This window comes from Pseudomonas sp. LBUM1644, from assembly GCF_059716195.1.
In genome coordinates, this window is the sequence record NZ_CP166812.1 from 1,872,648 (window position 1) to 1,899,340 (window position 26,693).

Genomic DNA, 26,693 nt, shown 5'->3' on the forward strand with positions numbered 1-26,693 from the left:
CTCGACATCTTTGTTGTCTGTTCAGCCGTCTTCGCGAGCAAGTCGAATGGCCGCACCTCGGTCTTAGAGCGAAGCCAACTCCGGCTCAGCCTCGGCAGCTTTCGCCACCTTCAACTGCCGCATCTGCTCACAGCCCCACAACACCCGCTCCGGTGTCGCCGGTGCGTCGATTTTCGGTTGATGCCGGTAGTCGCCCAAACTCGCCACGGCGTCCTTGATCGCACACCACGACGCAATGCCCAACATGAACGGCGGCTCACCTACAGCCTTGGAGTGGAACACCGTGTCTTCCGGGTTCTTGCGGTTTTCCACCAGCTTCACCCGCAGGTCCAGCGGCATGTCGGCGACGGCTGGAATCTTGTAGCTCGCCGGGCCGTTGGTCATCAATTTGCCCTTGTTGTTCCACACCAGTTCTTCCATGGTCAGCCAGCCCATGCCCTGGATGAAACCGCCCTCGACCTGGCCGATGTCGATAGCCGGGTTCAGCGAGGCGCCAACGTCGTGAAGAATGTCGGTGCGCAGCATCTTGTATTCGCCGGTCAGGGTGTCGACGATCACCTCGCAGCACGCCGCACCGAAGGCGTAGTAGTAGAACGGACGACCACGAGCCTGACTGCGGTCGTAGAAAATTTTCGGGGTCTTGTAGAAGCCGGTGCTCGACAGCGAGACCTGGGCGAAATACGCCTGCTGGATCAGCGCTTCAAACGTCAGGATGTGATCACGGACCCGCACATGACCGTTGTGGAATTCGACGTCTTCTTCGCTGACTTTGTAGTGGCGCGCGGCGAATTCGACCAAGCGCGTCTTAATGATTTCAGCCGCGTTCTGGGCTGCTTTACCGTTGAGGTCGGCACCGCTGGACGCCGCTGTCGGCGAGGTGTTCGGCACTTTGTCGGTGTTGGTCGCGGTGATCTGCACACGGTCCATTTCCACCTGGAACACTTCGGCCACGACCTGCGCGACTTTGGTGTTCAACCCCTGGCCCATTTCGGTGCCGCCATGGTTCAGGTGGATGCTGCCGTCGGTGTAAATATGGATCAGCGCACCGGCCTGGTTGAGGAAGCTGGCGGTGAAGGAAATGCCGAATTTCACCGGGGTCAGCGCCAGGCCTTTTTTCAGGATCGGGCTGTTGGCGTTGTAGCGACGAATCGCTTCGCGGCGCTCGGCGTACTGGCTGCTTTCTTCGAGTTCGGCGGTCATTTCCTCGAGCATATTGTGCTCGACGGTCTGGTAGTAATGCGTGACGTTGCGCTCGGTCTTGCCATAGTAGTTGGCCTTGCGCACCGCCAGCGGATCGAGGGCCAGATGCCGGGCAATCGCATCCATGACCTCTTCAATGGCGACCATGCCTTGCGGGCCGCCGAAGCCACGGTACGCGGTGTTCGACGCGGTATTGGTCTTGCAGCGATGACCGTTGATGGTCGCGTCGCCCAGGTAGTACGAGTTGTCAGCGTGGAACATCGCGCGATCGACAATCGACGCCGAGAGGTCCGGCGAGCACCCGCAGTTGCCGGCCAGTTCCAGGGCAATACCGTGCAGCCGTCCGGTGCTGTCGAAGCCGACGTCGTACTCGACGTAGAACGGGTGACGCTTGCCGGTCATCAGCATGTCTTCAACACGCGGCAGGCGCATCTTGGTCGGCTGGCCGGTGAGGTACGCGATGACTGCGCACAGGCAGGCCGGACTGGCCGCTTGAGTTTCCTTGCCACCAAAACCACCGCCCATGCGGCGCATGTCGACCACGATCTTGTTCATCGACACATCGAGCACTTCGGCGACAAGTTTCTGCACTTCGGTGGGGTTCTGGGTCGAGCAGTAGACGATCATGCCGCCGTCTTCAGTCGGCATCACCGAAGAGATCTGGGTTTCGAGGTAGAAGTGTTCCTGGCCGCCGATATGCAGCGTGCCCTGGATGCGATGTTCGGCAGTCGCCAAGGCACCGGCAGAATCACCGCGTTGATGCGTGTGACTGTCGAGCACGAAATGGCGTTTGCGCAGGGCTTCGACCACGTCGAGTACCGGCTCCAGATCTTCATATTCGATGATCGCGGCCATCGCGGCTTTTCTCGCGGTTTCCAGATCTTTCGCGGCAACGGCGAGCACCGGTTGACCGACGAATTGCACGTCATCAATGGCCAGCAGCGGATCGCCCGGCAGCAGCGGGCCGATGTCTTTCAGGCCCGGCACGTCTTCGTGGGTGATGGCGATGCGCACGCCCTCAAACGCGTAGCACGGCGTGGTGTCGATGCTGATGATTTTCGCATGGGCGCGGTCCGACAGCCGTGCGTAAACGTGCAACTGGTTCGGAAATTCCAGCCGGTCGTCGATGTACTGCGCTTCACCGGCCACATGCTTGGCGGCGCTGTCGTGCTTGACGCTGCGGCCGACGCCGGTGGTCAGGTCCTTGGCGAACAGTTCAGCCAGTTCGGCTTGGGTCTTCTCTACAGCGTGATGATTAGACATAAGCGGTCACCCGAGTCTCGATGTGCGGCGTTTGCAGTTCGATGAAGTATTTGCGCAGCAGGTTCTGTGCGCTGAGCAGGCGGTATTCCTTGCTGGCGCGGAAGTCCGAGAGCGGCGTGAAATCTTCGGCCAGTGCGGCGCAGGCGCGTTCGACGGTGGCGTTGTTCCAGGTGGCGCCGAGCAAAACCGCTTCACAGCTCTTGGCGCGTTTGGGCGTTGCTGCCATGCCGCCGAACGCCACGCGGGCATCGGCGATCACGCCGTTGTCGATGCGCAGGTTGAAGGCGGCGCAGACTGCGGAAATGTCATCGTCCAGACGTTTCGACACTTTGTAGGCGCGGAACAATTGTTCGGCGCTGGCGAGCGGCACGATAATCTTCTCGATGAACTCGCTTTCCTGACGCGCGGTGACCCGGTAATCGATGAAGTAATCTTCGAGCGCCAGGGTGCGGCGGGTTTCACCTTTGCACAGGATGATTTGCGCGCCGAGGGCGATCAGCAGCGGTGGCGAGTCACCAATCGGCGAGGCGTTACCGATGTTGCCGCCGAGGGTGCCCTGGTTGCGGATTTGCAGGGAAGCGAAGCGTTGCAGCAATTCGCCGAAGTCCGGGTATTCGGTTTTCAGCGCGTCATAGCAATCGGAGAGGGCGGTCGCGGCGCCGATTTCCAGGCGATCGTCGAAACGCTCGATGCGCTTCATTTCGGCGACGTTGCCGACGTAAATCATCACCGGCAGCGTGCGGTGGAATTGCGTGACTTCCAGCGCCAGATCGGTCCCGCCAGCCAGCAGGCGGGCCTGTGGATAAGCGTCGTAGAGGTCGGCCAGATCGGCGACGGTCAGCGGCACCAAGCAGCGTTTGTCGCCACTGTTGAGTTCACCGATGTCGGTAGGGGCAATGGCTTTCAGGCGGGCGATGGTGTCTGCTTCGCGAGCGTCAAACTGGTCCGGTTGCTTGCCGCAGCAGGACTGCGAGGCGGCTTCCAGGATCGGTCGATAACCGGTGCAGCGGCAGAGGTTGCCGGCCAAGGCCTCGTGGGCTTTATGTGAGTCCGGTTGATCGCTGTTCTTTTGCAGCGCGAACAGCGACATCACGAAGCCTGGGGTGCAAAAACCGCATTGCGAGCCGTGGCACTCGACCATGGCTTTCTGCACGCTGTGCAGTTCGCCTTGGTGCTTGAGGTCTTCGACGCTGATCAGTTGTTTGCCGTGCAACGACGAAACGAACGTCAGGCACGAGTTGAGGCTGCGATAGCGAATGTGTTCGCGGCCATCGTCATCCGTTTGCAGCTCGCCGACCACCACCGTGCACGCGCCGCAGTCACCGCTGGCGCAGCCTTCTTTGGTACCGGGTTTGCCCACATGCTCGCGCAGATAATTGAGCACGGTCAGGTTCGGGTCCAGGGCGTGCTCGCTACGGAGTTCCTGGTTTAGTAAAAACTGGATCACGGAAGGCCTCGCAGACTCATTATTGTTGTTAACCGCTTTGAACTGAATTTATCAGGTCTGACTTTTCGGTCAATGATTTTCTGACTTAAAGGTCAGGAAATAACGTTTTCGCGATCAACAACGTGTTCCATTAGTATTGACCCTCACGGGATAGCCTGCTTTTTTGCTTGAATCGTGCCAAAAACCGCCGAGTGGGCACTCCGCCATGACCCCTCATGTGCGATACACTGCGCCGCCTGTGCAGATCGAAAGAGTTTTAAGGACAACCATGACGTTCAAGGCGCCGGACAGCCTCGCCGAGCAAATCGCTCACCACCTTGCCGAACGCATCATTCGCGGCGAAATGAAGCCCGGGGAGCGCATCCAGGAACAGAAGGTCACGCTGGCCCTCAATGTCAGCCGCGGTTCGGTCCGTGAAGCCCTGCTGATCCTCGAACGCCGCCACCTGATCGCGATCCTGCCGCGACGCGGCGCCCACGTGACCGAACTCACTGCGCATAAAGTGCAGAGCCTGTGCACGCTGATGAGCGAACTCTATATCTTGCTGGGTAACGCCGTGGCCTCCCACTGGCAGGTGCAGGCCGACCTCGCGCCGTTCGTGCAGATCCAGCAGCGCCTGGCCGCCAGCTACGAGCGTCAGGACATTCGCACCTTCGTCGACGACAGCTTCAATGTGATGCGCGCCGCGTATCCGTTCGCCAACAACCCGTACTTGCAGGAAACCGTCGAGAATCTGCAGCCGGCCATGAGCCGCGCGTATTTCCTCGCCCTGGAACAGCGCAAGGCCGAGATGAGCGAGTTCCTGGAGTTGTTCGAGCGTTTGCTCGCCGCCGTGATCGCCCGTGACTTTCCGCAGATCCGCGTGGTGCTGACGGCTTACGCCCAGCGCAGTTGCGATCTGGTGGTCTCTGCCCTGACGGACGCTTAAGCGTGCGGCTCAAGTGCATCAAGCTGGCGGGATTCAAATCCTTCGTCGACCCTACCACCGTAAACTTCCCCAGCAACATGGCGGCAGTGGTCGGGCCCAATGGTTGCGGCAAGTCGAACATCATCGACGCCGTGCGCTGGGTGATGGGCGAGAGCTCGGCCAAGAACTTGCGCGGCGAGTCGATGACCGACGTCATCTTCAACGGTTCGACCAGCCGCAAGCCCGTGAGTCAGGCCAGCATTGAGCTGGTGTTCGATAATTCCGACGGCACCTTGCTCGGCGAATACGCGGCCTACGCGGAAATTTCCATTCGCCGCAAAGTGACCCGCGACAGCCAGACCACTTACTACCTCAACGGCACCAAATGCCGTCGTCGTGACATCACCGATATTTTCCTCGGTACAGGCCTTGGTCCGCGCAGCTACTCGATTATCGAGCAGGGGATGATCTCCAAGCTGATCGAGTCCAAGCCCGAAGACCTGCGCAACTTTATCGAAGAGGCGGCGGGCATCTCCAAGTACAAGGAGCGCCGGCGCGAGACTGAAAACCGCATCCGCCGCACCCACGAAAACCTGGCCCGCCTGACCGACCTGCGTGAAGAGCTGGAGCGTCAGCTTGAACGCCTGCACCGTCAGGCTGAAGCCGCCAGGAAATACCAGGAATACAAAGGCGAAGAACGCCAGCTCAAGGCTCAGTTGTCAGCGCTGCGCTGGCAGGCGTTGAACGAGCAGGTCGGGCAGCGCGAAGCGGTCATCGGCAATCAGGAAGTCACCTTCGAGGCGTTGGTCGCCGAGCAGCGCAACGCCGACGCGAGCATCGAACGCTTGCGTGACGGGCACCACGACCTGTCCGAGCGCTTCAATCTGGTGCAGGGGCGCTTCTATTCGGTCGGCGGCGACATTGCCCGGGTCGAGCAGAGCATCCAGCACGGCCAGCAGCGTTTGCGTCAGTTGCAGGACGATCTGAAAGAAGCCGAGCGTGCGCGCCTCGAAACCGAATCTCACTTGGGCCTCGACCGCACGTTGCTCCAGACCCTCGGCGAAGAGCTGGACATGCTCACGCCGGAACAGGAAGTCACCAGCGCTGCGGCCGAAGAAGCCGCCGCCGCGCTGGAAGAATCCGAAACCACCATGCACGGCTGGCAGGAGCAGTGGGACACGTTCAACCTCACGGCCGCCGAGCCGCTGCGTCAGTCTGAAGTTCAGCAGTCGCGCATCCAGCAGCTGGAAACCAGCATGGAACGCCTGGCCGATCGTCAGAAGCGCCTTGGCGAAGAGCGCGCGTTGCTGTCGGCGGATCCGGAGGACGCGGCGATCATGGAGCTCAGCGAGCAACTCGCCGCTTCTGAGGCCACGCTCGAAGACTTGCAGGCCAGCGAAGAAGCGCAGGTCGAGCGCCTTGAGCAACTGCGTCAGGAATTACAGCTGGCCCTGCAAAATCAGCAGCAGGCGCAGGGGGATTTGCAGCGCCTGAACGGTCGTCTCGCGTCTCTTGAAGCGTTGCAGCAAGCCGCGCTCGATCCCGGCACTGGCACCGCCGAGTGGCTGCGCGAACAGCACTTGGCGGACCGTCCACGTCTGGCTGAAGGCCTGAAAGTTGAAGCGGGCTGGGAGCTGGCGGTGGAAACCGTGCTCGGCGCCGACCTGCAAGCCGTGCTGGTGGATGACTTCGGCGCTTTCGATCTGGCCGGTTTTGCCCAGGGCGACTTGCGCTTGCTGAGCCCGGCCCGCGATGGCATGCGCGTGCCCGGCAGCTTGCTCGACAAGGTCGAGGCGCAGATCGATCTGTCGCCATGGTTGGGGCAGGTCAAGCCGGTCGACAGCCTTGAGCAGGCTTTGGCGCTGCGCGGCCAGTTAAGTGCCGGTGAGAGCTTGATCAGTCGCGACGGTTACTGGGTGGGTCGACACTTTTTACGCGTGCGACGGGCCAGCGAAGCGGAAAGCGGCGTGCTCGCCCGTGGTCAGGAAATCCAGCGACTGAGCCTGGAGCGTGAAGAGCGCGAAGCCACGGTCGAAACCCTGGAAACGAAATTGCAAACCCTGCGTGCGCAACAGCGTCAGCAGGAAAACGGTCGCGAGCATTTGCGCCGTCTGCTGCAAGACGAAGCCCGCCAGCAAGGCGAGTTGAAGGCGCAATTGTCCGCCGGCAAAGCCAAGGCCGAACAACTGACGTTGCGCCGGAAGCGGTTGGACGAAGAACTCACTGAGTTGGCCGAGCAACGCGCGCTGGAGCACGAAAATATCGGCGAGGCGCGCCTGCAATTGCAGGACGCCCTCGACGCCATGGCGCTGGACACCGAGCAGCGTGAGTTGCTGCTGGCCCAGCGCGACAGTTTGCGCGAGCGCCTTGATCGGGTGCGGCAGGAGGCGCGGCAGCACAAGGATCATGCGCATCAACTGGCAGTGCGTCTGGGTTCGCTCAAGGCGCAACACGACTCAACGCGTCAGGCGTTGGAGCGGCTGGAGATGCAGTCCGAGCGCCTGACCGAAAAACGCGAACAGCTGAGCCTGAATCTGGAGGAGGGCGAAGCACCGCTGGAAGAGCTGCGCCTCAAGCTTGAAGAACTCCTCGACAAACGCATGACCGTCGACGAAGAACTCAAGACCGCGCAAGTCGCCCTGGAAGACGCCGACCGCGAACTGCGCGACGCCGAGAAGCGCCGGAATCAGGCCGAGCAGCAATCGCAATTAATCCGTGGCCAGATGGAAGTCCAGCGCATGGAATGGCAAGCCCTGACCGTGCGCCGCAAAACTCTCGAAGACCAATTGCTCGAGGACGGCTACGACCTGCATGGCGTACTCGCCACGCTGACGAGCGAGGCCAGCGAGAAGGACGCCGAGGAAGAACTCGAACGCATTGCCGCACGCATTCAGCGCCTCGGTGCGATCAACCTCGCGGCCATCGACGAATACACGCAACAATCTGAGCGTAAACGTTATCTGGATGCGCAGAACGCCGATCTGGTGGAAGCGCTCGACACGCTCGAGAACGTGATTCGCAAGATCGACAAGGAAACCCGCAACCGCTTCAAAGATACCTTTGATCAGATCAATGGCGGTTTACAGGCGCTTTTCCCAAAAGTTTTCGGTGGCGGACGCGCGTATTTGGAACTGACGGGCGAAGATCTACTCGATACAGGGGTAACGATCATGGCGCAGCCGCCAGGAAAGAAGAACAGCACCATCCATTTGCTCTCCGGTGGCGAAAAAGCCCTGACCGCATTGGCCCTGGTTTTTGCCATCTTCAAGTTGAATCCTGCGCCGTTCTGCATGCTCGATGAGGTTGACGCGCCACTGGATGACGCTAACGTTGGACGCTACGCTCGGCTGGTCAAAGAGATGTCGCAGACGGTGCAGTTCATCTATATCACCCACAACAAGATCGCCATGGAAATGGCCGATCAACTGATGGGGGTGACGATGCACGAACCGGGTTGTTCGCGTCTGGTGGCAGTGGATGTCGAGGAGGCGATGGCGATGGTGGACGCCTAGCGGCGCAGCGACAAGCTACACGCTTGAAGCTTCAAGCTGGGTTTGCCCAGGCTGGCAAATTGACACAATTTGCGCGCCCTTTTCGACTGACGGTGTAAAGTTGCCTTTGGTCGTGCTAGTTTAATGTCAATTTTTCGTATACGTGGGCAAAACGCCTGTCAGAACATAGAGTTGGCGCCACGTTTTAAAGCGGTTTACGAGTTGTAAACCCCTTATTTTTCAGCATTTTTTATAGAGGCACGGGATTACATGGAAATCGGTCTGCGCGAGTGGCTGATCGTCATCGGCATTATTGTCATTGCCGGTATTCTTTTTGATGGCTGGCGCCGTATGCGCGGCGGCAAGGGAAAACTGAAATTCCGTCTTGACCGAAGTTTGTCCAATTTGCCGGATGAGGACACCGGCGCGGAGCTGTTGGGCCCGCCCCGCGTGCTGGATGCGCAAAAAGAACCGCAACTGGACGAGCACGATCTGCCGTCGGTGAGCATGCCGGCCCGTGAACCGCGTGAATCGGGTTCCAAGCGCGGCAAGCGTAGTCATGGTGAGCCATCGCAAGGCGACATGAACCTGAGTCTGGACCTGGACGGCGGCCCTAGTTTCAGCAGCCGCGACGACGATTTCCCGGATGACACCAAAGCTTCGCCTTCGGTCAGCGAGAAAGAACAACCGCAAGCCGAAGAAGTGTTGGTGATCAGCGTGATCTGCCGCGACGCTGCCGGCTTCAAGGGCCCGGCGCTGCTGCAGAACATTCTGGAAAGCGGTCTGCGCTTTGGCGAGATGGATATCTTCCACCGCCACGAAAGCATGGCCGGCAATGGCGAAGTGCTGTTCTCGATGGCTAACGCGGTCAAGCCAGGCATCTTTGACCTGGACGACATCGACCACTTCAGCACCCCGGCCGTGAGCTTCTTCCTCGGCCTGCCAGGCCCGCGTCATCCGAAGCAAGCCTTCGACGTGATGGTGGCTGCCGCGCGCAAACTGTCCCAGGAGCTGAACGGCGAACTGAAAGACGACCAGCGTAGCGTACTGACCGCGCAGACGATCGAGCATTACCGTCAGCGCATCGTCGAATTCGAACGTCGCGCGTTGACCCAGAAGCGCTAAAGTCAAAAGATCGCAGGGTTCGCCAGCTCCTACAGGGAACGCGATCCCTGTAGGAGCTGCCGAGTGCAACGAGGCTGCGATCTTTTGATCTTGAATGGATAAATAGGAGCAGCCTCGGCTGCTCTTTTGCTTTATGAGAGAACACCCATGACCGCCGCCAAAACCCGCATTCTAGAGCTACGTGCAGAGCTGGATCAGCACAACTATCGCTACCACGTGCTGGACGAGCCGAGCATCCCCGACGCGGAATACGACCGCTTGTTCCACGAGCTCAAGGCCCTCGAAGCCGCTAACCCGGAACTGATCACCAGCGACTCGCCGACCCAGCGCGTCGGCAGCGCGGCGCTGTCGGCGTTCACCCAGGTGCGTCATGAAGTGCCGATGCTCAGCCTCGGCAACGCCTTCGAAGAAACCGACATGCGCGAGTTCGATCGCCGGGTCACCGAAGGTCTGGACCTGCCGGCAGGCGACCTCTTCGGTGGCGGCGCGGCGGTGGAATACAGCTGCGAACCGAAGCTCGATGGCCTGGCAGTCAGCCTGCTTTATCAAGACGGCGTACTGGTGCGCGGCGCGACTCGCGGCGACGGCACCACCGGCGAAGACATCAGCGTCAACGTGCGCACCGTGCGCAATATTCCACTGAAACTGCAAGGCAGCGGCTGGCCGGCGACCCTGGAAGTGCGCGGCGAAGTGTTCATGTCCAAGGCCGGTTTCGAACGGCTCAATGCCACGCAACTGGAAGTCGGCGGCAAGACCTTCGCCAACCCGCGCAACGCAGCGGCCGGCAGCTTGCGTCAGCTGGATTCGAAGATCACCGCCAACCGTCCGCTGGAATTCTGCTGCTACGGCATCGGCCAGATTTCGGCGGATATTGCCGACACCCACATCGGCAATCTGCAGCAACTCAAAGCTTGGGGCATGCCGATCAGTCATGAACTGAAACTGGCGAACGGCATCGACGAATGCCTGGATTACTACCGCGACATCGGCGAGCGCCGCAACGCGCTGCCGTATGAAATCGACGGCGTGGTGTTCAAGGTCAACAGCATCGCCTCGCAGCGTGAACTGGGTTTCCGCGCGCGCGAACCGCGTTGGGCGATTGCCCACAAATTCCCGGCCATGGAAGAGCTCACCGAATTGCTCGACGTGGAATTCCAGGTCGGTCGTACCGGCGCTGTCACCCCCGTTGCGCGTCTGAAACCGGTGAAAGTGGCCGGCGTCACCGTGGCGAATGCGACGCTGCACAACATGGACGAAGTGGCGCGCCTGGGCTTGATGATCGGCGACACCGTGGTCATCCGCCGCGCCGGCGATGTGATCCCGCAAGTGGTGCAAGTGGTCCTCGAACGTCGTCCGGAAAACGCGCGGCCAGTGCAGATTCCCGAGCAGTGCCCGGTCTGCGGCTCGCATGTCGAGCGCACGCAACTGGTCAAGCGCAGCAAGGGTCGCGAGACCGTCAGCGAAGGCGCGGTGTACCGCTGCGTCGGTCGTCTGGCGTGTGGCGCGCAACTCAAGCAGGCGATCATTCACTTCGTCTCCCGCCGCGCCATGGACATTGAAGGTCTGGGCGAGAAGAGCGTTGAGCAATTGGTTGACGAAGGTCTGGTCAGTTCGCCGGCCGATCTCTACGCGTTGACGTTCGAACAGATCGTCGATCTGGAAGGCTTTGCCGAGCTGTCGAGCAAGAACCTGCTCAGCGCCATTGAAGACAGCAAGCAACCGAGCCTGGCGCGCTTCATCTACGCCCTCGGCATTCCCGACGTCGGCGAAGAGACGGCCAAGGTGCTGGCGCGCTCTCTGGGTTCGCTGGAGCGGGTTCAGCAAGCGTTGCCGCAAGTGCTCACGTACTTGCCGGATGTCGGCCTGGAAGTGGCGCACGAGATTCACAGCTTCTTCGAGGATGCGCACAACCAACAGGTGATCGCCGAACTGCTGAAGCACGGCCTGCAGATTCAGGATCAGGGCGAATTGGGCGCCGAGTTTGCCGCCAGCACCACGCTGGGCGGGTTCCTCGACAAGCTGCACATTCCTTCGGTGGGGCCGGGCGGGGCACAGAAACTGGCCGACAGGTTTGGTTCGCTGGAAGGGGTGTTCAGTGCGGACTGGCTAGACATGCGCCAGGCACTGCCGGAGAAACAGGCGAATTCGGTTCGCGAGTTTTTTGCTCTCGCTGAAAATCGCCAGATCGCAGAAGCCGCCGAGAAGCAGCTGCGCGATTTCGGCATGCATTGGCAGAGCGAGAAGAAAGTCGTCGAAGGCCTGCCGCTGGCCGGGCAGACCTGGGTGCTGACCGGTTCGCTGGAATTGATGAGCCGCGACATCGCCAAGGACAAACTCGAAAGCCTCGGCGCCAAGGTGGCGGGTTCGGTATCGGCCAAGACCCATTGCGTGGTGGCCGGGCCGGGGGCGGGGTCGAAGTTGGCCAAGGCCAATGAGTTGGGGTTGAAGGTGTTGGATGAAGAAGCGTTTGTCGGGTTTCTGAAAGGGCATGGTATTACGGTCTGACGCTGGGGAGGCCAAGATCAAAAGATCGCAGCCTTCGGCAGCTCCTACAGTAGATCGATGTCGTTTCCACGAAACGAGCGCCGACCGCCAATTGATGTCGTTTCCACCGAACGTGCGGCAACTGCCAATCCCTGTAGGAGCTGCCGAAGGCTGCGATCTTTTGATCGACCCCACAAACACACGGGAACGATCACGGCCAGGGAATGATCTAGTCTTGGCAACCCCCAGGGAGAGATCGCCATGCACCGCTTCTTCGAACAGCTCAGCTCACGCATCGCCGCGCCCTTCATCGGCGAGAGCTCGCGCAACAGCAAGGTCTGGCATTGCCGTTGCGGGCAATCGCTGTTTTTCCGCAACAGCCAATGCCTGGCCTGTTCCGCGATGTTGGGTTATCAGCCGGAACAGAGTCGCCTGTCCTCCCTTCAGCCAGCCGAGCAGACGGACACTTGGACCCTCGACGCCGATCCCGAAGCAGGCGTGTTCCGTCGCTGCGCCAACCTCGATACCCCCGCCGCATGCAATTGGCTTCTCCCGGCCAACGACCACGATGCGCTCTGCATCGCCTGCAGCCTGAACCACACCATCCCCGATTTATCGATTGCCGAAAACCACGAGCGCTGGCGCAAGGTCGAAACCGCCAAACGGCGTCTGGTCGCTCAATTGATCAGCCTCGGTTTGCAAGTCATCCCGAAAACCGTGAACGAAGAAACCGGCCTGGCCTTCGATTTCATCGGCGTCGACCTCGAAGGCAAGCCGCCGACCACCGGCCACGCCAACGGCCTGATCACCCTCGATATCAAGGAAGCCGACGACGCCCACCGCGAGCACGTCCGGGTGCAGATGCACGAACCGTATCGCACGTTACTCGGGCACTTTCGGCATGAAGTCGGGCATTACTACTGGGACCGATTGATCGCCAGCGGCCCGTGGCTGGAACCGTTTCGCGGGTTGTTCGGCGACGAGCGCGCCAGTTATGCCGACGCGCTCGAACGGCACTATCAGCAAGGCGCGCCCCTCGACTGGCAACAACACTACGTCAGCGCCTACGCCACCATGCATCCGTGGGAAGATTGGGCCGAAACCTGGGCTCACTATCTGCACATGATGGACGCGGTGGACACGGCGCTGGGTTTTGGCATGAGCGCCCGGGAAATGGATTTCGACTACCAGCCGTTCCCGTCCAGCACACTCTACGATCCACAACACCCCGGCGGTGCGGCGTTCCTTTCATTCGTCAATGCGTGGATCGAGCTGGCCGGCATGCTCAACGAACTGTCGCGCAGCATGGGCCAGCCGGATTTCTATCCGTTCGTCTTGCCGCCGGCAGTGATCGCCAAGCTGCACTTCATCCATCTGGTGATTCAGCAGGAAGGTGGAAGGGCTGATGAGGTGTTGGCCCAATAAACGATCGATCTTCCATGATGGCAATTCAGTTTCAATTAAGTTCGGATCGCTAAGGTGGCCCCCGTAGGCAACACACAAAAAATACGGAGACACCCATGAAAACCCTGACTGCCCTGATCACCGCATCAATCATCGGCCTGACCGCCAGCATCGCCCACGCCCGCGACCTCGGCCCCGACGAAGCCCTGCGGCTGCGCGACGCTGGTACCATTGTGTCTTTCGAGAAACTCAATGCCATCGCCCTCGCCAAGCATCCCGGCGCCAAGGTCAGCGAAACCGAGCTGGAAGAAGAGTACGGCAAGTACATCTACCAGGTGGAACTGCGCGACCCGCAGGGCGTTGAGTGGGACCTGGAATTGGACGCTGTCAGCGGGAAGGTTCTCAAGGATCATCAGGATACGTAATGAAGGCGCTTTCTTTTTCACGCACGGCGCTGGTCCTCCTGGCGTTTTGCTCGGTGGTCATGGCCCGCGACCTGGATCAGGACGAAGCCCTGCGCCTGCGTCAGCGAGGCGTGATCCTGCCGCTGGAGCAATTGCTGCAGCAGGCGCTGGACCGCCATCCCGGATCGAAACTGCTGGAAGCCGAGCTCGAAGAAAAACACGACGTCTACATTTATGAAGTCGAGCTGTTGACCACCGAAGGCGTGGTCCGTGAACTGGACATCGAAGCCGCCACTGGCCGCTTATTGAAAGACAAGGAAGATTGACCGATGCGATTGTTGCTGGTGGAAGACCACGTGCCCCTGGCCGACGAATTGATGGCCGGGCTCAACCGCCAGGGTTATGCCGTGGACTGGCTGGCCGACGGTCGCGACGCGGTCTACCAGGGCAGCAGCGAACCCTACGACCTGATCATCCTCGACCTCGGCCTGCCGGGTTTGCCGGGGCTTGAAGTGCTGACGCAATGGCGCGCCGGCGGTTTGTCGACGCCGGTGCTGATCCTCACCGCGCGCGGTTCATGGGCCGAACGCATCGAAGGCCTCAAGGCCGGCGCCGACGATTACCTGACCAAACCTTTCCACCCCGAAGAGCTTCACTTGCGGGTACAGGCGTTGTTACGCCGGTCCCACGGCCAAGCCAATCAGCCGACGCTCAAGGCGGCCGGATTGCACCTGGATGAGGGGCGTCAATGCGTGACCCGCGACGGCGCCGACATCCAGCTCACCGCCGCCGAATTCCGCCTGTTGCGTTACTTCATGCTGCACCCGGAACAGATCCTCTCCAAAAGCCACCTCGCCGAACACCTCTACGACGGTGAAACCGAGCGCGATTCCAATGTGCTGGAAGTCCACGTCAACCACCTGCGACGCAAACTCGGCCGCAGCGTGATCGAAACCCGCCGGGGCCAGGGTTATCTGTTCGGCGGGCAAGCCGAGTGAAGTCGATCCAGCGTCGCTTGAGCCTGGGGCTGATCAGCGTAATGGTCATCGTCGGCCTGGTGCTGGCGCAAACCAGCCTGTGGCTCTTCGAGATGGGCTTGCAACGCTACCTCGAAGCCGGGCTGCGCAACGACAGCGAAAACCTGCTAGTGGCGCTGGTGCGTGGGCCGCAGGGTTTGCAACTGGATGAGCGACACCTGGCGCCGGCGTATCAGCGACCGTTTTCCGGGCACTACTTCCGCATCGATTTTGCCGATAGCCATTGGCGTTCGCGTTCGTTGTGGGATCAGGAACTGCCACGCCTCGAGTCCCCCGGCCTGGAGAGCCATCTGCAGCTCGGCCCCGAAGGCCAACAGTTGCTGGTGCTGCGCTCGGACTACCGGCGACTGGGTCAGCAGATTTCCATCAGCGTGGCCCAGGATTACACCCCGGTACGCGAGAGTTTCCTGCGCATGCAGCAGGTCGGTCTCGGCCTGGGGCTGGCGGGCTTGTTGCTGATTTTGCTGTTGCAGCGAATCACCGTGCGCCGCGCACTGCGTCCACTGGAAAAGGCCCGCGAACAAATCGCCCAGTTGCAACAGGGCCAACGCTCGCAACTCGATGATCAAGTGCCCGTGGAACTGGAACCGCTGGTGGCCCAGATCAACCATTTGCTGGCCCACACCGAAGACAGCCTCAAGCGTTCACGCAATGCCTTGGGCAACCTCGGCCATGCCCTGAAAACCCCGCTGGCGGTGTTGTTGAGCCTGGCGTCCAGCGAGCAGCTCGACGCTCACCCGCAATTGCGCAAAATCCTCAAACAACAACTGGAGCAGGTCCAGAACCGACTCAATCGCGAACTCAACCGCGCCCGCTTGTCCGGCGACGCACTGCCCGGCGCGTTGTTTGATTGCGACGCTGAATTGCCCGGGCTACTCGCCACGTTGAGCATGATTCACGGCGAACATCTGCACCTCAGTTACGTCGCACCCTCAGGACTGCAACTGCCATGGGACCGCGAGGACTTGCTGGAACTGCTCGGCAACCTGCTCGACAACGCCTGCAAATGGGCAGACGCCGAGGTTCGATTGAGCGTGACCGAAACCGCAGAACACTTTGAGCTAAGCGTGGAAGACGACGGCCCGGGCATTCCCGAGGACCAGCGCGATCAGGTGTTCAGCCGTGGCACGCGGCTTGATGAACAGACTGACGGGCATGGCCTGGGCCTCGGAATCGTGCGCGACATCGTCGACACGTGGGGCGGCGCTTTAGCGTTGCGCGAAAGCGAATGGGGCGGATTGAACGTAACGATGACGTTGCCGAAGCGGGGCGATCAACGCCCCTCAAGCAACTCGGCGGCCTGATCCAGCAACGCCAACGGCTCTTTAGCCTTGTGAATATCCACCGACAACAACTGCCGAAACTTGCGCGCCCCCGGAAACCCGGTGCCCAGCCCCAATACATGCCGGGTGATGTGATGCATCGAACCACCGGCATCAATATGCGCCGCGATATATGGCCGCAACTGCGCCAGCGCCTCGGCCCGGCTGATCACCGGCGCCGTGCTGCCGAACAACTGCTGATCCACCTCGGCCATCACATACGGATTGTGATACGCCTCACGGCCCAGCATCACACCGTCAAACGTCCGCAAATGCTCGTGGCACGCTTCCAGCGTCTTGATCCCGCCGTTGAGAATAATCTCCAACTCCGGAAAATCCGCCTTCAACCGCGCCGCCACGTCATAACGCAACGGCGGAATATCCCGATTCTCCTTCGGCGACAACCCCTCCAGAATCGCAATCCGCGCATGCACCGTAAAACTCGTGCACCCGGCATCCCGAACCGTACCTACGAAATCACACAGCTCCTCGTAACTGTCCCGCCCATTAATCCCGATCCGATGCTTCACCGTCACCGGAATCGACACCGCATCGCGCATCGCCTTCACACAATCCGCCACCAACTGTGGATGCCCCATCAGGCACGCGCCGATCATATTGTTCTGCACTCGATCACTCGGGCAGCCGACGTTCAGGTTGACCTCGTCGTAGCCGTGGTCCTGGGCCATGCGTGCGCAGGCGGCCAGGTCCAACGGCACGCTGCCACCGAGTTGCAGCGCGAGCGGGTGTTCGGCTTCGTTGTGACGGAGGAAACGCTCGTGATCGCCGTTGAGCAGGGCGCCAGTGGTGACCATTTCGGTGTAGAGCAGGGCGTGCTTGGAGAGCAGGCGCAGGAAGAAACGGCAGTGGCGGTCTGTCCAGTCCATCATTGGGGCGACGGAGAAGCGGCGGGAGAGCGGGGCGGGTGTGGCGTTGGATGCGGACATGGGGGATCTGGAATCGGTGAGGCTGGGAGGTGGGGGAGTTTATCAGGATTGGGGTTGGTGGGCTCAGACGAGTGCGGCTGACGCAGGAAAATCTGTCCAGCAAATAACACTATTTTTCTGGAGGGTGTCCCGTCCTGAATAAGATTTACACCTGCTTCAGGGCTAGACAGGGTGTCCCTTTTTCCTCTGTCTCTTTTCCTCTTTTTTGTTTTTCCCAGTGGCCTGCGGCCAGAGTGCTGACCCAGCGCTGATCAGGTAAAAGGAAGCATCATGGTAATGGGGGACAGTTGCGGGCAACGAATGAATCCAGCCTTCTCGTAATACCCCACCAGACGATCAGTGAGCGGGTGCACCACGAGAGCCGTCGACGCGACGTCGCTGGACGCGGTAATTGCACGAAGAATGGCATCCTTGAGTAGATCGAGGGAGAGTCCCGTGCCCTGGGCAGTCTTGCATATCCCCATGCGACCCAAGATGGTCACCGGGTGCTGGTCTGGTGAGTTGCGCTGCGCTCGTTTGGGCATCACGTCTGCGCGCATCACCACGCCGTTCGACAATGTGTAGTAGCCGACGACGGTCCTGGTGCCCTTTATGCAGGTCACAAATACGGAAGCGTGTTTGGCACTTTGAGCTTTGAGAGCCCTTTTTGTCAGGTACTCGTTGATCGATTCTTCACCACAATCAAAAGAACTCAGATCGTGGCTTACAGTCAGTTTTTCCGGGGCGCTTAGCTCCACCGAGGTGGTCGTTCGAGCAGTTGGCGAAGACATTCGTTGTTCCTTACGGGATTCGACTGTAAGGCTTGTTCGAATGCGTCAAACTCATTGTCTGCAAGGCTGAATAGGCGCTGATCCAGGATGACTTCCTCTGCTTTTTTACAGGCAGCGTCCAAGATGAAGCTGGTCCGATCGCTTCCAGAAATGGCTACTGCCACGTCGATCAAGTCTCGCTTTCTAAAGTCGACCCGCATATTGATAGGGACGGCTTTGGTTTTTTCTGTTGCAGCGGCCTTCGCAGGCAAAAGAGTTGTGGTCATGATTTTGGTCCTGTTGTTGCTTGCTTTCAGAAGGGGGGCGGGTTACCTCCTTAAACTCATTTCTTGATAGTTACGCAGGTTAGGGTGTTCATCAGGTTGCTCCTCAAATAGGCGGCAGTGCCGCTTAAGCCACTAAATGGCTGGGGTGCATTGGCTCGCCCCGCAAATGAATCATAGGTTTGCTGTGTAGCAGATGTCTACACGTAACGCATTCAGCTACACAGAATCTGCCGAGCGGTGATCAAAGCAAGCGGCGAGCTTTTTCTCGCCGCGAGCGGGGTGCCGGGGTGGTACAAGATCACTTCCAGCCCGCAGCCCGCAGCCCGCAGCCCGCCTCAGCAAGCAGCAACCACATTCGCGCGACCCTCCCGACCTCGAGTCTTAATTATGGAAAGTGTATTGGCGGATTTTGCAGTCAGCGTGTCCGAACTGAAGAAAAACCCCACTGCCGTGTTGAACGGGGCGCATGGCAGCCCGGTGGCGGTACTCAACCATAATCGGGTGATGGGCTATATGGTGCCCACTGATTTCTTCGAGGCAATGATGGAGCGCCTGGATGACCTGGATCTGGCGGAGCTGGTCCGCGCTCGCCGCCACGAAACACCCGTGCCGGTAGAACTGGATGATTTATAAGCCTGAATTTCTGTCTTCAGCACGTAATGAGTGACAAACCGAGCCACACCTTGCGAGACAAACTCAAGAAAAAACTCGCGGAATGACTCGAAAATCCAGTCCTGGCTTTTACTGAGCTGCTACGTATTTCAGAATATTGAGGCCTTTTTTTCCAGCCGCTCAATCCGCATTCCGGCTCCAGCGCCGAGCACGCATCGCCGCTACGTGCTCATCGCTCGCGAATTTACCTTCGTCGGCTTCCTTCACCGCCTGCTCGATCTGCAGGGTCAGCGTCTTTTCGTGTTCGATGTAGTCACGAAGAACGTCCATAGCCAGATAGCTCGCACTTTGGCCATTGGTCCTTGCGAGGTCTGCGAGAGAGTTGGATAGGTCTTCCGGAAGGTTTAGCGATATACCGGCCATGGCAACCTCGGCGTGGGGTGGTGATTGGGTATGTTGATACCGTCAAACACAATCGGGACCGGCAGGTTGTCGCGAGGTGTATCTCAAGCTGCGCTAAGCATTCTGGCTCAGAAAGGTATGCCACGAGGTTCAGGATCAAATGCATCAGCACTGAGGCCGCGCGGCTGGCAGGCTGGTCATCAGAATAACCTACTGCTCGTTATGCACCCACGACTAAGCCTTAATAGCCCCCAATGGCTTCAAAAAGTAAACCACCCGCTCCGTCTCCGCGAAGCCTAAGGCCTCATGCATGGCGTGGCTTCCCTGATTATCTAGCAGTGCATCCGAAGCCAGTTCGGTGCAGCCTATTTCTTCGGCCCACTGTTGGACGCTCACCACGAGTTGCCGCGCTATGCCTTGGCCCCGACTGGCGGGCTGGACGTACAGACCTTCGAGAAAGGCCACGGGCGAGGAGCTGGTACCGTTGACGTAGTCCGCTCGGATCGACGCCTCGGCAAACCCTAGAGCGTTGCCGTTCTCATCAGCGAAGATGAGTATCAGATAGCGATCTGGCGCGCTCAGTATGGTCTGTTTGTCGTGGTCATTGGCCGGGGCGGAATCAGGCCACAGGGCAACACGCAGGGGGAGCCAACCGTTATGGTCGAGCAAAGTGCAACGTTTAATCATTGAGGGAGCGTCCTCGGTCAGGCTTGGGTCGGAAAAAAGGGACATCCATTAGCCGGTAATGCCGATCAGTTTAGAAATAGCAGGCCAAACACGATTTATGTAGCAGCTGGCGAAGCCTGCGTTCGGCTGCGCAGCAGTCGTAAAACCTGAGCACAGGGTTTTCCTGAAACACCGCATCGCTTGATCTTACGACTGCTACGCGGCCGAACGCAGACCTCGCCAAATGCTACAGACCGTTTTTCGGCTTAACTATCGTATGCGTCCGGGCATCACGTCTTGCGTGATTAAACCGGTTGTCACTTATGTAGAAGCAACTGCTCGATTTCACTCCCCCGCTGTGTGGGCAGGCGCGTGAGGACACCCTTTGGCATGTGCGTATCGAACAGATCGTCTATGCGCGCTTTACGTACACCGCTTTATAAGAGCAGCCGACATTAGGCGCTCACCAGCGGATCACGATCATCCGCCCAATTCCCCCTTTCGAGGAAATTCAAAAGAAAACGTGCGCATCAGAACAGCCTTGAACCCCTGCCGCACAGGGATTGCGAGCATTTGAGCAATAAGTAAATACCCATAATGCCTGTTTGACATCATTGCCTTTGTAACGCCGATGAGAAAAATAGCCCCCGTTTGAAAATGTTTTCGAGCATTTGCGGTCATAAATGGGCAACCCTGCCAGTACCCGGCCGAGCTTTCAACAAGTGTGGCAGCCCCGCCTCCTTTCAAGGACGTCACGAGTAAATGGATCTTTTAACCAACCTGCCCAGCTGGGACGACATCGAACGAAATTTCGACCAGAAATTCAATGCGTTGAATGAGGGCGTTGATGACGGCTTCCAAAGCGCCCACGACGGCTGGAACGGCTTTACCCGCCGCGTCAGCAACGGCGCCACTCAAGCCTACGGGTACGTGGGCGGGCATCGGATCGATAACGTCCGCCACGCGATGGCCCTATCTGCACCCATCATGCAGATGAACATCAGCCGCAAATGGGCGTCGATCAATATCAACGAAATTCTGCCGGTGTTGCTCAAACTGTTGCAGGAAGTTGTGATGATCGTGGGCGGTAGCGTGACGATCGGCGCCGCTCTGGGTGGAGCGGTCGGCTCGCTTGCCTTTGGTGCTGGCGCAGTGCCTGGCGCAGCAATCGGCGCCGGTGTCGGATTGCAGGTCGGTAACTTGATCATGGCAGCGCTGGGGTTGTACGCCATCACCGGTTATTTCTCGGCGGGAATAGGGCCCTGCCTATCAACGATATTTGAAGGTCTCCGTACCGCGTGGCGAGCGGAAGACGGCTTGAAAAATCCAGGCCTCGACCCGACTGGCGGTTCAGCGGCGATGATTCAGGAACGCAAAGAACGCGCAGCCAGACAGTTGGCCCAAGGGCAAGAGCAATTGGTGTTGCTGTTACTGACGGCGATTGTCACCTATCTCACCCGAGGGCAGATGAAAGCGGGGGTGGTCAACAGCCTGGAAAGTATCGCGACGAGAAGTGCCAAGCTTCGATCAGAGATTTCCAACAAGCCGTTCGCTGTATGGCTCACGAAAAACGAAAAACTACTTTTGGAGCATCCGGAGCTACAGATTAGGGGAGTGACCTCGCTGGAGAGGCTTGCGAAGGAAAAGGAGATGCGTGAGTTCTATGCTCAGCAGGATCCGAAATTCGTGGCAGTCGAAAAACAGCGAGAGCTTGCTAAAACATTCAAGCCGGTAGGATTGAGTGACCAGCAAGTCGATGACTATTTGCTTAGCGCAGAGGGGCAGAAATACTCAGCTAAACTAATTGCAGCAGACCCGACACTGACTGATGAAGCGCTTTACAACAGGGCTCTTAATCAGATCGCCTCAGGAAGCACTGTGCCAGTAACAACTCGTATGTCAACGCCGCTGGTGAAGATCGTACCTCAGGGCGCAGAAGGAATTTCCGACTACTCGCCTTTTTTCACCACCATGGATGAGTTAAAGGCTGCAGCTAGAAGTGATAAAACTTTAGCCGATTCGCTCGGCCTACCAGTGATCAGTGAAGACGCTAGATATTCAATTTTTGAAATCACACCACTCGAGCCTACCGATATTTTTGTTAGTAAGGTCGCGCCAACGGTAGAGTTCGGAGGTAAAATCACAAGAACTGGCGAAGCGGCGCAGTATTTAGTACCTAACAGAAATGAGTGGTCATCTGCTAAACTCATCGGCGAAATCGATAATTAGGAATGGGTATGAATATTCTAGCTTTAAAACAGAGCGCTATTGATCTTCGTGAGAAATTGGATTTTTACAAAGACAAAGATCCGGCCGCGCTAGCCTTATATCAACAGCTTGAACATTTAATATCAGCTGCTGAACGTGGAATGATCAAAGAAAAAATGCAAGCGAGAGACATTCCTGGATACCGTACCTTTGTCGAGTCAAATTTAGAGCAATACTCTGACCTTTCGAAAGCCTATAATAATTTCTTTATTGAGCTGAATGATGGCAGAAACTCAGAGGCCTTCAAAATGTTACAAGAGATGTTAAGAAAAAGCAGATTATAAGAATGCTTGAATCGTTTGTGTGCCTTGCCGCGACTGCTACAGCCAGTATGATATTTGGGATCAGCCAACTGTCTCGAAAAAGCGGCTAACGGTGATCTTGCGTCTTGAATGATGTATCGCTGGCAAAGGACACGATTCCCCCAGCATCACCATTTCTCTTACCTCGGGCACCGCAGATGCAAACGACCGACCTGCAGTATCTCGACAACCAATCTTGGCTATTCGCTTCCCACGCTCACATCGGGCAAAAGCCGCAAAACTCATTGTCGAAATCGACAATTAGGAATGCATATGGATACGTCATTATTGAAGCAAGCAGCTCTGGATTTACGTAAAAAGCTTGAATTTTACAAGTTGACAGATCTCTCCGTACTAGCTCTGCATATACAGATGGAACCTTTAATTTCAGCAGACGAAAATGAGATGATTCAGGAAAAACTCGAACCTCGAGACATCCCAGGCTATCGGCTGTTCGCTGATACAGATCTGCAACAATATGACGATCTCTCGAAAGCCTATAGCAAGTTCTATGTTGAAATTACCGACGGTAGGAATACGAAGGCATACAAGATTATCCAACAGATGCTAGACAAGGCACCTTGATTTGGCAAAATAAAATGACCTACCGGCGTCTTGCATCTGGAATGATCGGTCGCTGGCACAGGTACCGTACCGATGCCTTCCCCCAAAAAAATGTGGTAGTCGTTTTTGATTTGTTATTTATCCCCTGTTTCCGAGCCAACCATTAGACCTTCCCGGTGCTGTTCGATGAGGCATGGCGGTTGCAAGAGTTGAGCGCAACACGGCTGTTGAACTGAAGTGGGAGTCGCATGATGCATGTCCATCACCTCTGTAATGACTTCAATTGGACATTTATAACCGAAGCGTTTACGAGGGCGAATATTCATTTGGTAGGAGATGGCGTCCAACGCTTCCTGGCTGTGTACCGACAAGTCCGTACCCTTGGGCCACTACTGTAAATTAACGGGCATTACAGGTCGCGCAACGGCAACCAGTTATGCGGCAACAACTCGGCGATCTCACTGGCGCGCTGCGTCGGCAGACGAGTGAGAACGTCCTTCAAGTAAGCATACGGATCATGCCCATTCAGCCGCGCTGACTGGATCAAGCTCATGATCGCTGCCGCCCGTTTTCCGCTGCGTAACGACCCTGCGAAGAGCCAGTTCTTGCGACCAAGAGCCCATGGCCTGATTTGATTTTCGGCCCAGTTTTTGTCTATGGGCACGGCCCCGTCATCGAGGTAGCGCGACAGCGCTGCCCAGCGTTTCAGGCTGTAATCGAGTGCTCTGCTGATGGCTGAGCCTTCGGGCACGAGTTCACGCTGGGCGATCATCCAAGCATGCAACATATTCATCACCGGTACTGCTTTTTCTTGCCGTATTCGGCGCCGTAAATCCGGCTCCAGGTCGCGGACTTCACTCTCGATTTCGTACAACAACTGGATATAGCGCAGTGCTTGCTCAGCAAGCGTGCTTTTATTGGTAGCGTGCAGCTCGAAGAATTTGCGCCGTGCATGGGCCATGCACCCGATTTCGGTAACGCCAAGTTCAAAGCTGGCTTTGTAACCACCAAAATCATCACAGACCAACTTGCCTTTCCAGTCTTGCAGGAAGTTGCGAGCATGCTCTCCGGCGCGGCTGGGGCTGAAGTCATAAACCACCGCTGCCGCATCCGAGAACTGGCTGGTGGCGTAGGCCCAAATATAGGAACGGTGGGTTTTCTTTGTTCCCGGCATGAGCATTTGCACGGGTGTTTCATCGGCATGAATAACCTGCTGCCCGAGTGCTACTTCGCGCAGCGCATCGACCAGCGGCTGCAACTGAACCCTGGTCACGCCAACCCATTGAGCCAAGGTTGAGCGTGGAATCGCCAGGCGCGCTCGACCGAAGATTGATTCCTGACGGTAAAGCGGTAAATGGTCAGCAAACTTGGCAATCATGACGTGGGCCAGCAGCCCAGCAGTTGGGATGCCCTTGTCGATGATCTGCGCCGGAACCGGTGCCTGGATGAGCGTTTCGCAGTCATCACAGACCCATTTGCCACGGACATGACACTCGACGGTGAACACGCCCGGTGTGTAATCCAGCTTCTCACTGACATCTTCACCGATGCGTTTCAGCGCGCAGCCGCATGGGAAGTGAGTGTTGTCCGGTTCGTGATGGATCAGTGTGCGTTGAAACTCAGCCGGTAATGCAGTGCGCTTGGGCTTCTGCTTTTTCTCGGTCGCCGCTGGCGCTGTTTGCAAAGCCTGAAGCTCGGCTTCAATCGCGGCGATATCGGTGTCGATCAGGTCATCGAGCAAACTGGCCTGCTCAGGATTCATCTGCTCGCTGCGCTTGGCAAATTTCAAGCGCTTGAGCTGTGCGATCTCGAAGGTCAGTTTCTCGATGACTGTTTGATCACGGTTGATTTTCTTGCCCATTGTGTCGACTTGCGACAGCAACTGCGCTGCCAAAGCACGCAGTTGGTCGGGGGACATTTGGTCGAGATTGGGCGAAGAAGTCATGCGCCGGATTTTGCCAGAGCAGGCGCTTCGCGGCGATAGACCGATAGGCTAATGGCAACCCTTAAAGCAGTGTGATCGAGCCTCCAGAACCCGCGCGTTGCCATGGCAGACCCAGCACCAATGCCTGAAGTTGCTCGGTATCCAGTTCCATTTCAGAGCCATGACGAATGCCAGGCCAGTGAAACTTGCCTTGGTTCAACCGGCGCGCCGCCAGCCATATTCCGAAACCGTCATGCACCAGCACTTTCATGCGATTGGCGCGGCGGTTGGCGAACAGATAAGCACAGTGCGGCTGCGCCGCACCGAACACCGCAATCACCCGGGCCAGCGCGGTCTCGGTACCAGCGCGCATGTCCATCGGCTCGGTGGCGAGCCAGATAGAGTCGATGTGAATCATCGCAGAAGGTCTCTAATAAAGGTCGCGCAGGCAGCAGCATTTTCAATGGGCCAGTTCACTTTGACGGTGCCGCACGGGTGCTGTATTTCAACGCAGATATTCGATGATGATGAGTGGGACTTTGCCCCGGCCAGCGGCACGGGTAACGGAATGAATGCAGGTTGCAGCGGTGTGCTTTTCTGCGCTTGCAGGCGAATCCACTTGTGGACGAGGTTTGCGTTGAGACTATGCCTGAGTGCGATGCTGGCAATCGAAGCACCGGGTTGGGCACACTCTTGAATGACCTGGACTTTGAAGGACTTGGAATAGGAACGGCGTGTTGGCTGCATGAAATACCCGCTTAAAAGGCTAGAACTGGTGCCCACTTAAATTTAAGTGCACACCATGTCTTGGCTTTACAGCGCTGGGTAGATGACTTGGCCGGACGGTTACTAACTATCAGCTGGTCCCTTTCGATAAATAACTGTGGCGAGGGGCTTGCCCCTGTTGGGCTGCACAGCAACCCACATCGACAAGCCCCTCGTCAGATCGAACCCGGCCTACTCACGCGGATCAATCTGATCCAACACCCGGTTAGCCGTGATCTCCGCCAGCATGATGCTGTTGGATATACCCAGCAGGGCATTGCGCGACCCACCGTCCAGAAGATCCACCAAGTGATGGACCATCACGTCGACCGAGGCCAGCGTCTCGACCAAGTAAACCACTAGGGTTTCAGTCGTCACCGCTGGGTCCACGGTAAACAGCGTGCTGGGCGTACGCGGCTTCGCTTTGATATCGGCAGTCGAGGGGAAGTGGTAATCAAGGGCCCGTTCGGCGGCGTCGTTGAGTTTGTTTGAATCGGGTTCGTACGGGGAGACCGGATCGGTGTCCGGTGGGTTGGGTGAAGGCTTTATCATTAACTAGATCCTTGTATGGAGTGCCACCCCTCTTGCTGCTAAACGAAAGGGGAGGCAGCTGTACGCAGGTTAGCAGACCGGGGATCTAGCAAGCCGGCGCGCCCGAAGGCGCCCTGCGCACAGCTACCATCAAGTGCAGGCATGGGAATGCCTGGCTGATAGAGCTTGCGCACTTCACTAGAAAAACCACGGGCTGCTAAACCCGATCACTGATGGGCAGCGACAGGAGTCAAGTTACCGGTGGGCTCCAAGGCGCACAAGCCGGCGGATTCTGGCGTAGGCGTAGGCAAAGGCGCAAGGTTTTGTAGCTTTAAGGACGTAAGCTTGAGGGCGCTTAAACAAACACCCTCTGGCGATGTTTAACGAAAGGACACGCTCTGCCTTTTCGTTGGTCTGGCATTTAGTAGATCCGATCCATCACCGAAAAATCTGATGATACTCATCGTGACTGGCAGCAATCGGCCAAAAGCTGCCTGTCGAATTCTCAAATTAGGTTCCTCTAGCGCGCTACGTGAGCAAACTCCTTGCCGGCGGCTAAGAATATGATCGGTGATAGCCATAGGCCATTGAT

General features: G+C 58.0%; 24 protein-coding genes and 1 pseudogene. 13 read left to right on the forward strand and 12 right to left on the reverse strand.

Features of this window, described 5'->3' with window-relative positions:
* Window positions 1–63: 63 nt before the first annotated feature.
* Together xdhB and xdhA are read right to left on the reverse strand one after the other, a co-directional pair.
* Complete coding sequence (gene xdhB, locus ACA052_RS08540; RefSeq protein ID WP_497649257.1) at window positions 64–2,463, reverse strand: xanthine dehydrogenase molybdopterin binding subunit; 2,400 nt, start codon at window positions 2,461–2,463, stop codon at window positions 64–66.
* On the reverse strand, window positions 2,456–3,910 hold the full coding sequence (gene xdhA, locus ACA052_RS08545; protein ID WP_497649258.1) for a xanthine dehydrogenase small subunit: 1,455 nt from the start codon (window positions 3,908–3,910) through the stop codon (window positions 2,456–2,458). The genes xdhB and xdhA overlap by 8 nt, the downstream gene beginning before the upstream one ends.
* Window positions 3,911–4,178: 268 nt before the next feature.
* On the opposite strand from xdhA, the gene ACA052_RS08550 reads away from it, so the two are divergent.
* The 9 genes from ACA052_RS08550 (at window position 4,179) to ACA052_RS08590 (ending at window position 16,066) form a co-directional block, all read left to right on the forward strand.
* The gene (locus tag ACA052_RS08550) at window positions 4,179–4,838 is read left to right on the forward strand and encodes a GntR family transcriptional regulator (RefSeq protein WP_497649259.1); all 660 of its coding nucleotides are present in this window, start codon (window positions 4,179–4,181) and stop codon (window positions 4,836–4,838) included.
* Window positions 4,839–4,840: 2 nt separating this feature from the next.
* Complete coding sequence (gene smc, locus ACA052_RS08555) at window positions 4,841–8,329, forward strand: chromosome segregation protein SMC (RefSeq protein WP_497649260.1); 3,489 nt, start codon at window positions 4,841–4,843, stop codon at window positions 8,327–8,329.
* A 249-nt stretch (window positions 8,330–8,578) separates the two neighbouring features.
* Entirely contained in the window at window positions 8,579–9,433 is an 855-nt protein-coding gene (gene zipA, locus ACA052_RS08560; RefSeq protein WP_497649261.1) for a cell division protein ZipA, read from the forward strand.
* Between the two features lie 147 nt (window positions 9,434–9,580).
* Window positions 9,581–11,938 carry an NAD-dependent DNA ligase LigA gene (ligA, locus tag ACA052_RS08565; protein WP_497649262.1) on the forward strand — a complete coding sequence of 786 codons (2,358 nt, stop codon included), beginning with the start codon at window positions 9,581–9,583 and terminating at the stop codon, window positions 11,936–11,938.
* A 240-nt stretch (window positions 11,939–12,178) separates the two neighbouring features.
* Window positions 12,179–13,342: a zinc-binding metallopeptidase family protein gene (locus ACA052_RS08570; protein ID WP_497649263.1), complete on the forward strand. Its 1,164-nt coding sequence runs from the start codon at window positions 12,179–12,181 to the stop codon at window positions 13,340–13,342.
* 95 nt (window positions 13,343–13,437) lie between these two features.
* Entirely contained in the window at window positions 13,438–13,746 is a 309-nt protein-coding gene (locus ACA052_RS08575; protein ID WP_497649264.1) for a PepSY domain-containing protein, read from the forward strand.
* Window positions 13,746–14,051 carry a PepSY domain-containing protein gene (locus tag ACA052_RS08580; protein ID WP_497649265.1) on the forward strand — a complete coding sequence of 102 codons (306 nt, stop codon included), beginning with the start codon at window positions 13,746–13,748 and terminating at the stop codon, window positions 14,049–14,051. Before ACA052_RS08575 ends, ACA052_RS08580 begins: the two co-directional genes overlap by 1 nt.
* Window positions 14,052–14,054: 3 nt before the next feature.
* The gene (locus ACA052_RS08585) at window positions 14,055–14,723 is read left to right on the forward strand and encodes a response regulator transcription factor (protein WP_497649266.1); all 669 of its coding nucleotides are present in this window, start codon (window positions 14,055–14,057) and stop codon (window positions 14,721–14,723) included.
* Window positions 14,720–16,066, forward strand: coding sequence for a sensor histidine kinase (locus ACA052_RS08590; protein ID WP_497649267.1), 1,347 nt, complete (start codon window positions 14,720–14,722; stop codon window positions 16,064–16,066). The genes ACA052_RS08585 and ACA052_RS08590 overlap by 4 nt, the downstream gene beginning before the upstream one ends.
* Here ACA052_RS08590 and dusA read toward each other — a convergent pair.
* From dusA to ACA052_RS08605, 3 genes are all read right to left on the reverse strand, one after another.
* Window positions 16,036–17,031: a tRNA dihydrouridine(20/20a) synthase DusA gene (gene dusA, locus ACA052_RS08595; RefSeq protein WP_497649268.1), complete on the reverse strand. Its 996-nt coding sequence runs from the start codon at window positions 17,029–17,031 to the stop codon at window positions 16,036–16,038. The genes ACA052_RS08590 and dusA overlap by 31 nt on opposite strands.
* Before the next feature lie 251 nt (window positions 17,032–17,282).
* On the reverse strand, window positions 17,283–17,801 hold the full coding sequence (locus ACA052_RS08600) for a hypothetical protein (protein WP_497649269.1): 519 nt from the start codon (window positions 17,799–17,801) through the stop codon (window positions 17,283–17,285).
* Window positions 17,759–18,067: a type II toxin-antitoxin system TacA family antitoxin gene (locus tag ACA052_RS08605; RefSeq protein WP_497649270.1), complete on the reverse strand. Its 309-nt coding sequence runs from the start codon at window positions 18,065–18,067 to the stop codon at window positions 17,759–17,761. Before ACA052_RS08605 ends, ACA052_RS08600 begins: the two co-directional genes overlap by 43 nt.
* Before the next feature lie 387 nt (window positions 18,068–18,454).
* On the opposite strand from ACA052_RS08605, the gene ACA052_RS08610 reads away from it, so the two are divergent.
* The gene (locus ACA052_RS08610; RefSeq protein ID WP_497649271.1) at window positions 18,455–18,700 is read left to right on the forward strand and encodes a type II toxin-antitoxin system Phd/YefM family antitoxin; all 246 of its coding nucleotides are present in this window, start codon (window positions 18,455–18,457) and stop codon (window positions 18,698–18,700) included.
* A 159-nt stretch (window positions 18,701–18,859) separates the two neighbouring features.
* Here the strand turns inward: ACA052_RS08610 and ACA052_RS08615 are convergent, their stop codons facing one another.
* A complete protein-coding gene (locus ACA052_RS08615) occupies window positions 18,860–19,102 on the reverse strand; it encodes a CopG family transcriptional regulator (protein WP_497649272.1) in 243 nt (80 codons plus the stop codon).
* A 213-nt stretch (window positions 19,103–19,315) separates the two neighbouring features.
* The gene (aac(6'), locus tag ACA052_RS08620; RefSeq protein WP_497649273.1) at window positions 19,316–19,768 is read right to left on the reverse strand and encodes an aminoglycoside 6'-N-acetyltransferase; all 453 of its coding nucleotides are present in this window, start codon (window positions 19,766–19,768) and stop codon (window positions 19,316–19,318) included.
* Window positions 19,769–20,509: 741 nt separating this feature from the next.
* Here aac(6') and ACA052_RS08625 point away from each other — a divergent pair.
* From ACA052_RS08625 to ACA052_RS08635, 3 genes are all read left to right on the forward strand, one after another.
* The gene (locus ACA052_RS08625; protein ID WP_497649274.1) at window positions 20,510–21,976 is read left to right on the forward strand and encodes a DUF6861 domain-containing protein; all 1,467 of its coding nucleotides are present in this window, start codon (window positions 20,510–20,512) and stop codon (window positions 21,974–21,976) included.
* Window positions 21,977–21,984: 8 nt separating this feature from the next.
* A complete protein-coding gene (locus ACA052_RS08630) occupies window positions 21,985–22,299 on the forward strand; it encodes a hypothetical protein (protein WP_497649275.1) in 315 nt (104 codons plus the stop codon).
* A 291-nt stretch (window positions 22,300–22,590) separates the two neighbouring features.
* The gene (locus ACA052_RS08635; protein WP_497649276.1) at window positions 22,591–22,902 is read left to right on the forward strand and encodes a hypothetical protein; all 312 of its coding nucleotides are present in this window, start codon (window positions 22,591–22,593) and stop codon (window positions 22,900–22,902) included.
* 206 nt (window positions 22,903–23,108) lie between these two features.
* On the opposite strand, the pseudogene ACA052_RS08640 reads toward ACA052_RS08635, so the two are convergent.
* From ACA052_RS08640 to ACA052_RS08660, 5 genes and pseudogenes are all read right to left on the reverse strand, one after another.
* Window positions 23,109–23,267, reverse strand: a pseudogene (locus ACA052_RS08640) (IS30 family transposase); the annotation flags it as partial.
* 23 nt (window positions 23,268–23,290) lie between these two features.
* A complete protein-coding gene (gene tnpC, locus ACA052_RS08645) occupies window positions 23,291–24,826 on the reverse strand; it encodes an IS66 family transposase (protein ID WP_497649277.1) in 1,536 nt (511 codons plus the stop codon).
* Between the two features lie 61 nt (window positions 24,827–24,887).
* Window positions 24,888–25,223, reverse strand: coding sequence for an IS66 family insertion sequence element accessory protein TnpB (gene tnpB / locus ACA052_RS08650; RefSeq protein WP_497649278.1), 336 nt, complete (start codon window positions 25,221–25,223; stop codon window positions 24,888–24,890).
* Window positions 25,220–25,552: an IS66-like element accessory protein TnpA gene (tnpA, locus tag ACA052_RS08655; protein ID WP_497649279.1), complete on the reverse strand. Its 333-nt coding sequence runs from the start codon at window positions 25,550–25,552 to the stop codon at window positions 25,220–25,222. The genes tnpB and tnpA overlap by 4 nt, the downstream gene beginning before the upstream one ends.
* 210 nt (window positions 25,553–25,762) lie before the next feature.
* Window positions 25,763–26,122, reverse strand: coding sequence for a DUF6124 family protein (locus ACA052_RS08660; RefSeq protein WP_497649280.1), 360 nt, complete (start codon window positions 26,120–26,122; stop codon window positions 25,763–25,765).
* Between the last annotated feature and the right edge of the window lie 571 nt (window positions 26,123–26,693).

What these genes read in the sequence shown, in the direction of transcription:
- xdhB (WP_497649257.1), bottom strand. Translation starts at nt 2,463, where the DNA reads ATGTCTAATCATCACGCTGTAGAGAAGACCCAAGCCGAACTGGCTGAA.
- ACA052_RS08550 (WP_497649259.1), top strand. Translation starts at nt 4,179, where the DNA reads ATGACGTTCAAGGCGCCGGACAGCCTCGCCGAGCAAATCGCTCACCAC.
- zipA (WP_497649261.1), top strand. Translation starts at nt 8,579, where the DNA reads ATGGAAATCGGTCTGCGCGAGTGGCTGATCGTCATCGGCATTATTGTC.
- ligA (WP_497649262.1), top strand. Translation starts at nt 9,581, where the DNA reads ATGACCGCCGCCAAAACCCGCATTCTAGAGCTACGTGCAGAGCTGGAT.
- ACA052_RS08570 (WP_497649263.1), top strand. Translation starts at nt 12,179, where the DNA reads ATGCACCGCTTCTTCGAACAGCTCAGCTCACGCATCGCCGCGCCCTTC.
- ACA052_RS08575 (WP_497649264.1), top strand. Translation starts at nt 13,438, where the DNA reads ATGAAAACCCTGACTGCCCTGATCACCGCATCAATCATCGGCCTGACC.
- ACA052_RS08580 (WP_497649265.1), top strand. Translation starts at nt 13,746, where the DNA reads ATGAAGGCGCTTTCTTTTTCACGCACGGCGCTGGTCCTCCTGGCGTTT.
- ACA052_RS08585 (WP_497649266.1), top strand. Translation starts at nt 14,055, where the DNA reads ATGCGATTGTTGCTGGTGGAAGACCACGTGCCCCTGGCCGACGAATTG.
- dusA (WP_497649268.1), bottom strand. Translation starts at nt 17,031, where the DNA reads ATGTCCGCATCCAACGCCACACCCGCCCCGCTCTCCCGCCGCTTCTCC.
- ACA052_RS08600 (WP_497649269.1), bottom strand. Translation starts at nt 17,801, where the DNA reads ATGTCTTCGCCAACTGCTCGAACGACCACCTCGGTGGAGCTAAGCGCC.
- ACA052_RS08605 (WP_497649270.1), bottom strand. Translation starts at nt 18,067, where the DNA reads ATGACCACAACTCTTTTGCCTGCGAAGGCCGCTGCAACAGAAAAAACC.
- ACA052_RS08610 (WP_497649271.1), top strand. Translation starts at nt 18,455, where the DNA reads ATGGAAAGTGTATTGGCGGATTTTGCAGTCAGCGTGTCCGAACTGAAG.
- ACA052_RS08615 (WP_497649272.1), bottom strand. Translation starts at nt 19,102, where the DNA reads ATGGCCGGTATATCGCTAAACCTTCCGGAAGACCTATCCAACTCTCTC.
- ACA052_RS08625 (WP_497649274.1), top strand. Translation starts at nt 20,510, where the DNA reads ATGGATCTTTTAACCAACCTGCCCAGCTGGGACGACATCGAACGAAAT.
- ACA052_RS08630 (WP_497649275.1), top strand. Translation starts at nt 21,985, where the DNA reads ATGAATATTCTAGCTTTAAAACAGAGCGCTATTGATCTTCGTGAGAAA.
- ACA052_RS08635 (WP_497649276.1), top strand. Translation starts at nt 22,591, where the DNA reads ATGGATACGTCATTATTGAAGCAAGCAGCTCTGGATTTACGTAAAAAG.
- tnpC (WP_497649277.1), bottom strand. Translation starts at nt 24,826, where the DNA reads ATGACTTCTTCGCCCAATCTCGACCAAATGTCCCCCGACCAACTGCGT.
- tnpB (WP_497649278.1), bottom strand. Translation starts at nt 25,223, where the DNA reads ATGATTCACATCGACTCTATCTGGCTCGCCACCGAGCCGATGGACATG.
- tnpA (WP_497649279.1), bottom strand. Translation starts at nt 25,552, where the DNA reads ATGCAGCCAACACGCCGTTCCTATTCCAAGTCCTTCAAAGTCCAGGTC.
- ACA052_RS08660 (WP_497649280.1), bottom strand. Translation starts at nt 26,122, where the DNA reads ATGATAAAGCCTTCACCCAACCCACCGGACACCGATCCGGTCTCCCCG.